The organism is Streptomyces sp. NPDC048389 (genome assembly GCF_040706335.1).
Classification (GTDB): Bacteria; Actinomycetota; Actinomycetes; order Streptomycetales; family Streptomycetaceae; genus Streptomyces.
In genome coordinates this window covers 25,973-34,725 of the sequence record NZ_JBEZKP010000070.1, presented here as the reverse complement: position 1 = coordinate 34,725, position 8,753 = coordinate 25,973, and the positions used below count along the sequence as shown (strand labels likewise).

Sequence of the window (8,753 nt, the reverse complement as noted above, 5' to 3'; positions counted from 1 at the left end):
GGACCCTGTGGGAGAGTAGGACGCCGCCGAACAATTGTTGTGGGAAAGCCCCGTGCCTCTGGTGCGGGGCTTTCCTGCGTTCCGGGCCGATTCACGACCGATTCACCACCCGGCACCCCGGCACGTTTTGGAGCACTCGCTGATCCGGGGTATGCTTTATCTCGTTGCCGCGCGCAACAGGCCCCTATAGCTCAGTCGGTAGAGCGTCTCCATGGTAAGGAGAAGGTCAACGGTTCGATTCCGTTTGGGGGCTCGGACAAGAAGTAGCAACACAAGAAGGCCCCCGCCGTAAGGCGGGGGCCTTCTTCGTGATTCGGCCTCCGGGCCGCAAGGTCCCGTTGCCGGCCTCAGCTGTGGTGGGGCTCCGGGACGCGCATCGCCAGGATGGCCATGTCGTCCGACGCCGGCTCCGCCGCGAAACGCTCCACGGCCCTCAGTACACGCGCGGCGACCGCACCCGCCGTCAGGCCGGTGCAGTTCGTGAGCACGTCGCTCAGGCCGTCGTCGCCCAGCATGCGAGCCCCCTCACGGCGTTCCGTGACCCCGTCCGTCACACACAGGAGCACGTCGCCCGGGTCCAGCGTCACCATCTGCTCGTACAGCTCCAGGTCCTCCATGACGCCGAGGAGCGGCTGCGGCTCGGCGGCCGGCTCCACCGTGCCGTCCTGGCGGAGGCGCAGCGGCAGCGGGTGGCCTGCGCAGACCACCTTGAGGACCGCGCTGCCGTCCTCCTGCGGCCACAGCTCCCCGTACAGGAGCGTGAGGAAGCGGCTGCGGGCGCCCTCGTCGAGGATGGCCGCGTTCAGCCGCTCCAGGACCGCGGGGCCGCCGAAGCCCTCCCGGGCGAGCAGGCGCAGGGCATGGCGGGCGAGGCCGGTGACCGCGGCGGCCTCGGGGCCGGTGCCGCAGACGTCGCCGATCGCGAAGCCGTAGGCACCGTCGCGGATGGGGAAGAGGTCGTAGAAGTCGCCGCCGACCTCGTTGCCCTCTCCTGCGGCGCGGTAGATGACCTCGACCTCGACGCCGGGGATCTGCGGCAGCTCCGGCGGCAGCAGGCTGCGTTGAAGCGACTGGCTGATCGCCATGCGCTCGGAGTAGAGGCGTGAGTTGTCCAGGGCGAGGGCCGCGCGCCGGGAGAGGTCCTCCGCGAGTTCGAGGATCTCCTGGCGGAAGTGGTCGTCGGACGGCTTGCCGAGCGTCAGCATCCCGATCACGCGGTTACGGGCGACGAGCGGCAGGACGACGGTCTCGCCGCCGACCGTGGCCGCCGTGGCGAGCGTCGTACCGATGCCGGAGGAGACGGGTGGCGCGGAGCCCAGGCCCAGTTCGTGCTTCGACGCGAGCAGCGCCGCGTGCTGGGCGGCCTCGCCGGGTGCGTTCCACACCCGGGCGCCGGGCGTCGGTACCGGCTCGGGCGGATCGATCCTCGAGAGGAGGGCCTTGAGACCGTCGATGCGTTCCTCGTCCTCGTGCAGTACATAGCTGAGGTACGGCTCGGATGACTGGTCGGCGATCGTGTAGACGGCGCACCAGGCGGCGAGCGTGGGAACCGTCATCTGTGCCATCAGAGCGAGCGTCTGGTCGCGGTCGAGCGTGCCGGCCAGCAGGTCGGAGGCTTCGACGAGGAAGGACAGGGAGCCGCGGCGCAGCCGTTCCAGTTCCCCCAGTCGGGCCGATTCGACGGCCAGTGCGATCCGGTCGGCGGCGAACTGCAGCCGCAGCGCCTCCTCGTTGGAGTAGCGGTTCGCGGATTCCGCGGCCACGCCGAGAGAGCCCGTGAGCCGGCCCTCGACCTTCAGCGGCACCGTGACCACCGAGCGCATGCCGGTGGAGTTGAGAAGCGGAACGGCCCCGGGGACGGCCGTGAGGTCCTCGTGGACGGTGGGCATCCGCGCGGAGCCGTAGCGTCCCGCACCGGCTTCCACCGGGACGCGTGCGAAGCGCTGGCGGGCCGAAGGGAGTCCGGTGGTGGCCCGGACCTCCAGCTCCGTCTCGTCGTCGGTGGCCAGAAGCAGGAAGGCGGCGTCGCCGTCGAGCATGTCCCTGGCCCGCTCGACGGTGCGCTGGAGCAGGCCGTCGAGATCGTCGGGGGCGGGGGAGCCGATGAAGACCTCGAACGGGTCCGTGCTGCGGTTCTCCGCGCGGCTGTCGCCGCCGGCGGCCCGCTGGGGGGACTGCAGTACGGCACGCTCGTCGTCGCGCACCAGCAGGCAGACCGTGGACGGCTCGCCGTTCGCGTCTCGTACCCGCAGGTGCGAGGCGTAGACCGGGATCACCCGGCCGTCGCTGCCGCGGATGCCGTAGCTGCCCTCCCAGCGGGACAGCCGCAGGGCCTCCGCGATGCCGGTGCCGAGGCCCGGCGTATGGGGCCAGGCGGCGAAGTCGGTGAGCGGCTTGCCCATGACCTGGTCCGCCGGGTATCCGAAGAGGTGCTCGGCGTCCTCGTTCCACACGGAGATCGTGCCGGTGCGGTCGATCTGCGCCACGGCGACCCTTACCCGGTCCTCGGTGACCGGCAGCATGGCGGTGGGGACGACCGGACCGGCGGAACGGGTGCCCACGGCCCGCTGCGGAAGGTCGAGTTGGAACCACACCGTCTTGTGCGTCGGTGTGTACTCCACGCCCCAGCGGGAGGCGAGCGCCGCACAGAGAAGCAGTCCGCGTCCGTTCTCGCTGTCGAGGTTCGCGATGGTGCGGCCGGCGCCCTGTATCGGCACCTCCCGCTCCGGGTAGCGGTCGGCGACCTCGACACGGACGCCGTCCTCCGAGCGCAGGCACAGCACGTCCGCGGAGGTTCCCGCGTGGATGACGGCGTTGGTGACGAGCTCGCTGGTGAGCACCACCGCGTCGTCCACCACGTCGGAGTGTCCCCACCCCTGGAGGGTGTCGCGGACAAAGGCGCGGGCGGTCGCGACGGACCGCCCGACAGGGTCGAAGCTGGCGGCCGCCCGCGCGGTGATCACAGAACTCCTCGTACGCGTCTCGACGCCCGGCTCTGCCATGATCGGCCTGCCCCTCCCGGTGCCCGGTGGTAGTCGAGCACCACACCGCCCCCGCCGGGCGGACCGGGGTGGTTGGACAGCCGGATGCCAGGTTACTTACCTTCGCTGTCCGAGCGGATGCCGGTCACCGCTGTTTCCGCCCTCCGGGGGTGGGGACGCTATGCGAAGCTGCCGAACTGTTATCGCCTGGTTCCGGCATGGTGAAACACTGGGCAGGCTTCCTGAGACGGCCCAGGCAGTGACGGTCAACCCCTGCGGGAGGGACACGGTGGAGTCTGGCGTGACGGCGCGGACCAAAGATACGCGCGCGAAAGGCGGACGATCCCGGAGCAATGGGACAACCGAGGTCGACACAGCAGCCTTGAACAGGTTGCTGGCCGCCCTGGTGACGATGCGCGACGGCAACTTCCGGCGCCGGCTGACGGTGTCGGGCGACGGTGTGATGGCCGAGATCGCGGCCGTCTTCAACGAGGTCGCCGACCGCAATCTCCACCTCACGGGTGAGATCGCGAGGGTCCGCAGGATGGTCGGCCGTGAGGGAAAGCTCACGGAACGGCTGGAGACGGGCGCCTGCGAGGGGTCCTGGGCAGCGGCGGTCGACGCCGCGAACGAGCTGGTGGACGATCTGGCCCGGCCCGTGTCCGAGGTCGGGCGGGTGCTCTCCGCGGTCGCGGACGGTGATCTCGAGCAGCGCATGGAGCTGCGCTCGCCCGCCGCGGACGGCCAGGACGGGGCGGCGGCGGTGCGCCCGCTGCGTGGTGAGTTCCTGAAGGTCGCGCGTACGGTCAACAGCCTGGTCGACCAGCTGTCGGCGTTCACCGACGAGGTGACCCGGGTCGCGCTCGAGGTGGGCACGGAGGGCAAGCTCGGCGGCCAGGCCCAGGTGCGCGGTATGTCCGGTTCGTGGAAGGACCTCACGGATTCGGTCAACACCATGGCGTACCGGCTGACGGCGCAGGTGCGTGACATCGCTCTCGTCACGACGGCCGTCGCGAAGGGTGATCTGTCCCGCAAGGTCACCGTTCACGTGGCCGGCGAGATGCTGCAGCTGAAGGACACCGTCAACACGATGGTCGACCAGCTGTCGTCGTTCTCGTCCGAGGTGACCCGGGTGGCCCGGGAAGTGGGCACGGAGGGCGAGCTGGGCGGTCAGGCGACCGTTCCCGGCGTGGCCGGCGTGTGGAAGGACCTCACCGACTCGGTCAACACGATGGCCGGGAATCTCACCTCCCAGGTGCGCGGCATCGCGGAGGTGACGACGGCGGTCGCCAACGGCGATCTGTCGCAGAAGGTCACGGTCAACGCGCGGGGCGAGGTGGCCCAGCTCGCGGAGACCATCAACCAGATGACCGAGACGCTGCGGACGTTCGCGGACGAGGTCACCCGGGTGGCCAGCGAGGTCGGCGCGGAGGGCCTGCTCGGAGGACAGGCGCAGGTGCCGGGTGCGGCGGGGACGTGGAAGGACCTCACCGATTCGGTGAACACGGCGTTCCGTAACCTCACCGGTCAGGTGCGTGACATCGCGCAGGTGACGACGGCGGTGGCGAACGGTGACCTGTCGCAGAAGGTCACGGTCGATGTCGCGGGCGAGATGCTCGAGCTGAAGAACACCGTCAACACGATGGTCGCCCAGCTCCAGTCCTTCGGTTCCGAAGTGACACGGGTGGCCCGCGAGGTCGGGGTCGAGGGCCGCCTCGGCGGCCAGGCAGAGGTGCCGGGTGCGGCGGGGACGTGGAAGGACCTCACCGATTCGGTGAACACGGCGTTCCGTAACCTCACCGGTCAGGTGCGTGACATCGCGCAGGTGACGACGGCGGTGGCGAACGGTGACCTGTCGCAGAAGGTCACGGTCGATGTCGCGGGCGAGATGCTCGAGCTGAAGAACACCGTCAACACGATGGTGGCGCAGCTGTCCTCGTTCGCCGACCAGGTCACGCGCATGGCGCGTGACGTGGGCACGGAGGGCCGTCTCGGCGGTCAGGCGCGGGTCGACGGCGTCAGCGGTACGTGGAAGGAACTGACGGACTCCGTCAACTTCATGGCCGGGAATCTGACGTCCCAGGTGCGGCAGATCGCCCAGGTGACGACGGCGGTGGCCAGGGGTGACCTGTCGCAGAAGATCGATGTGGACGCCCGGGGCGAGATCCTGGAGCTGAAGAACACCATCAACACGATGGTCGACCAGCTGTCCGCGTTCGCGGAGCAGGTCACCCGGGTGGCCCGCGAGGTGGGCACGGACGGGCGTCTCGGCGGCCAGGCCCAGGTGCCGGGTGTGGCCGGTGTGTGGCGTGATCTGACGGACTCCGTGAACGGCATGGCCGGGAACCTCACGGCCCAGGTGCGCAACATCGCGCAGGTCGCGACGGCGGTGGCCAGGGGTGACCTGTCGCAGAAGATCGATGTGGACGCCCGGGGCGAGATCCTGGAGCTGAAGAACACCCTGAACACGATGGTCGACCAGCTGTCGAACTTCGCGGAACAGGTCACGCGGGTGGCGCGCGAGGTGGGTACCGAGGGCATCCTCGGCGGCCAGGCGGAGGTCCAGGGCGTTTCCGGCACCTGGAAGGACCTCACCCAGTCCGTCAACTTCATGGCCAACAACCTCACTTCCCAGGTGCGCAACATCGCGGAGGTGACGACGGCGGTCGCCAAGGGCGATCTCTCGAAGAAGATCACCGTCGACGCGAAGGGCGAGATCCTGGAGCTGGTGACGACCGTCAACACGATGGTCGACCAGCTGTCCGACTTCGCGGACGAGGTGACCAGGGTCGCCCGCGAGGTGGGTACGGAAGGCGTACTGGGCGGTCAGGCACGGGTGCGCGGCGTCACCGGCATCTGGAAGGACCTCAGCGACAACGTCAACCTGATGGCGAACAACCTCACCAGCCAGGTGCGCAACATCTCGAGGGTTTCCGCGGCGGTCGCCAACGGAGACCTGACGAAGAAGGTGACGGTCGAGGCGCGCGGCGAGGTCGCGGAGCTCGCCGACACCGTCAACACGATGGTGCGGACGCTGTCGTCGTTCGCCGACGAGGTGACCCGGGTGGCCCGCGAGGTGGGCACGGACGGCCGTCTCGGCGGCCAGGCACGGGTGCCGGGCGTCTCCGGCACCTGGAAGGACCTGACCGAGTCGGTGAACTCGATGGCCTCCAACCTGACCGGTCAGGTGCGCCAGATCGCCACGGTCACGACCGCGATCGCCAAGGGCGATCTCACGAGGAAGATCGACATCGACGCCCGGGGCGAGATCCTCGAGCTGAAGACCACCATCAACACCATGGTCGACCAGCTCTCCTCCTTCGCGGAGGAGGTCACCCGGGTGGCCCGCGAGGTGGGCACCGACGGGCAGCTGGGCGGTCAGGCACGGGTGCGTGACGTCGACGGCACCTGGCGGGACCTGACGGAGTCGGTGAACGAGATGGCCGGGAACCTCACCCGGCAGGTGCGTGCCATCGCGGCCGTCGCGACCGCGGTGACCCGCGGCGATCTGAACCTGAAGATCGATGTGGACGCCGCCGGTGAGATCCAGGTGCTCCAGGACAACATCAACACGATGATCGCGAACCTCCGCGACACCACCCTCGCCAATGAGGAACAGGACTGGCTGAAGGGCAATCTGGCCCGTATCTCCGGTCTGATGCAGGGCCGCCGTGACCTGGAGGACGTCGCCTCGCTGATCATGAGCGAGCTCACTCCGGTGGTCTCGGCCCAGCACGGCGCGTTCTTCCTGGCCGTGCCCACGGGCGGCCCGGAGTCGGCGGGCGGTGAGTTGTATGAGCTGTGCATGCGCGGCAGTTACGGCTACTCGGCCGGCCTGATGCCGACGTCCTTCCGGCCGGGGGAGACCCTGATCGGGACCGCGGCGGAGGAGAAGCGGACGATCCAGGTCAATGTGCCGCCGGGCTATCTCAAGATCTCGTCGGGGCTCGGGGAGGCTTCGCCGGCCTATGTGATCGTGCTGCCGGTGCTGTTCGAGGGGAAGGTCCTCGGTGTGATCGAGCTGGCGTCGTTCCAGCCGTTCACCCAGATCCAGCGGGACTTCCTGAACCAGATCGCCGAGATGATCGCGACGAGCGTCAACACGATCAGCGTGAACACGAAGACCGAGGTGCTGCTCAAGCAGTCGCAGGAACTGACCGAGCAGCTGCGCGAGCGCTCCGCGGAGCTGGAGAACCGCCAGAAGGCGCTGCAGGCGTCCAACGCGGAACTGGAGGAGAAGGCCGAGCTGCTGGCGCAGCAGAACCGCGACATCGAGGTGAAGAACACCGAGATCGAGGAGGCCCGGCAGGTGCTGGAGGAGCGTGCGGAACAGCTCGCGGTCTCCATGCGCTACAAGTCGGAGTTCCTGGCGAACATGTCGCACGAGTTGCGCACGCCGCTCAATTCGCTGCTCATCCTGGCGAAGCTCCTCGCGGACAACGCGGACGCGAACCTCTCCCCGAAGCAGGTGGAGTTCGCGGAGACGATCCACGGCGCGGGGTCCGATCTGCTGCAGCTGATCAACGACATCCTCGACCTGTCGAAGGTCGAGGCGGGCAAGATGGACGTCAGCCCCACCCGTATCGCGCTGGTACAGCTGGTCGACTACGTCGAGGCGACGTTCCGGCCGCTGACGGCGGAGAAGGGGCTCGACTTCTCGGTCCGGGTCTCGCCGGAGCTGCCTTCGACGCTGCACACCGACGAGCAGCGGCTGCTTCAGGTGCTCCGCAACCTCCTGTCGAACGCGGTGAAGTTCACCGACAGCGGTGCCGTGGAGCTGGTGATCAGGCCGGCGGGCGCGGATGTGCCGCAGTCGATCCGGGAGCAGCTGCTGGAGGCCGGTTCGCTGCGGGACGCGGACGCGGATCTGATCGCCTTCTCCGTGACGGATACCGGCATCGGGATCGCGGCGGGCAAGATGCGGGTGATCTTCGAGGCGTTCAAGCAGGCGGACGGGACGACCAGCCGCAAGTACGGCGGCACGGGGCTCGGTCTGTCGATCAGCCGGGAGATCGCGCGGCTGCTGGGTGGCGAGATCCATGCGGCGAGCGAGCCGGGGCGCGGTTCGACGTTCACGCTGTACCTGCCGCTGCAGCCGAGCGAACTGCCTCCGCAGGGTTATCCGCAGCTGGTACCGGGTGTCGGGAGCGGCCTGGGCATGGACCGCGTCACGGAGGACGCCGGCGCCGCCCAGGAGCGGTCCCAGGCCGCTGCCCCTCCGGCGGGCCCCGCGGCTCTGCTGCGCCGGCGCCGGAAGGCGCAGGCGGCCCTGGGGGCCCAGCGGGCCGCCGGGCAGCTCGGCGAGGCGCCGGGCCAGGAGCCGTGGGCGGCAGGGGCCGCCGGCGAGCAGGAGGGCGACGAGCAGCGGCGGGTGTTCGCCTTCGACGGCGAGAAGGTCCTGATCGTCGACGATGACATCCGCAACGTCTTCGCCCTGACCAGCGTGCTGGAGCAGCACGGCCTGTCGGTGCTCTATGCGGAGAACGGCCGGGAGGGCATCGAGGTCCTGGAACAGCACGACGATGTGACGGTCGTACTGATGGATATCATGATGCCGGAGATGGACGGTTATGCGACGACTACGGCGATCCGCAGGATGCCGCAGTTCGCGGGGCTGCCCATCATCGCGCTCACGGCGAAGGCCATGAAGGGCGACAGGGAGAAGGCGATCGAGTCCGGTGCATCCGATTATGTGACCAAGCCGGTGGACCCGGACCATCTCCTGTCGGTGATGGAGCAGTGGATGCGCGACAAGTGAGTGTCGGGCGTGCG

At 69.1% G+C, this 8,753-nt stretch carries 2 protein-coding genes and 1 tRNA gene; 2 read left to right on the top strand and 1 reads right to left on the bottom strand.

What is annotated here, in order from left to right; genetic code table 11:
- Positions 1-180 precede the first annotated feature (180 nt).
- Positions 181-253 (top strand) — tRNA-Thr (locus tag AB0903_RS30885).
- 94 nt (positions 254-347) lie between these two features.
- Here AB0903_RS30885 and AB0903_RS30880 read toward each other — a convergent pair.
- Complete coding sequence (locus tag AB0903_RS30880) at positions 348-3,002, bottom strand: SpoIIE family protein phosphatase (protein WP_366708034.1); 2,655 nt, start codon at positions 3,000-3,002, stop codon at positions 348-350.
- 268 nt (positions 3,003-3,270) lie between these two features.
- Here AB0903_RS30880 and AB0903_RS30875 point away from each other — a divergent pair, with 268 nt between their 5' ends.
- Positions 3,271-8,739 carry a HAMP domain-containing protein gene (locus AB0903_RS30875; RefSeq protein WP_366708033.1) on the top strand — a complete coding sequence of 1,823 codons (5,469 nt, stop codon included), beginning with the start codon at positions 3,271-3,273 and terminating at the stop codon, positions 8,737-8,739.
- The last annotated feature ends 14 nt before the right edge of the window (positions 8,740-8,753 follow it).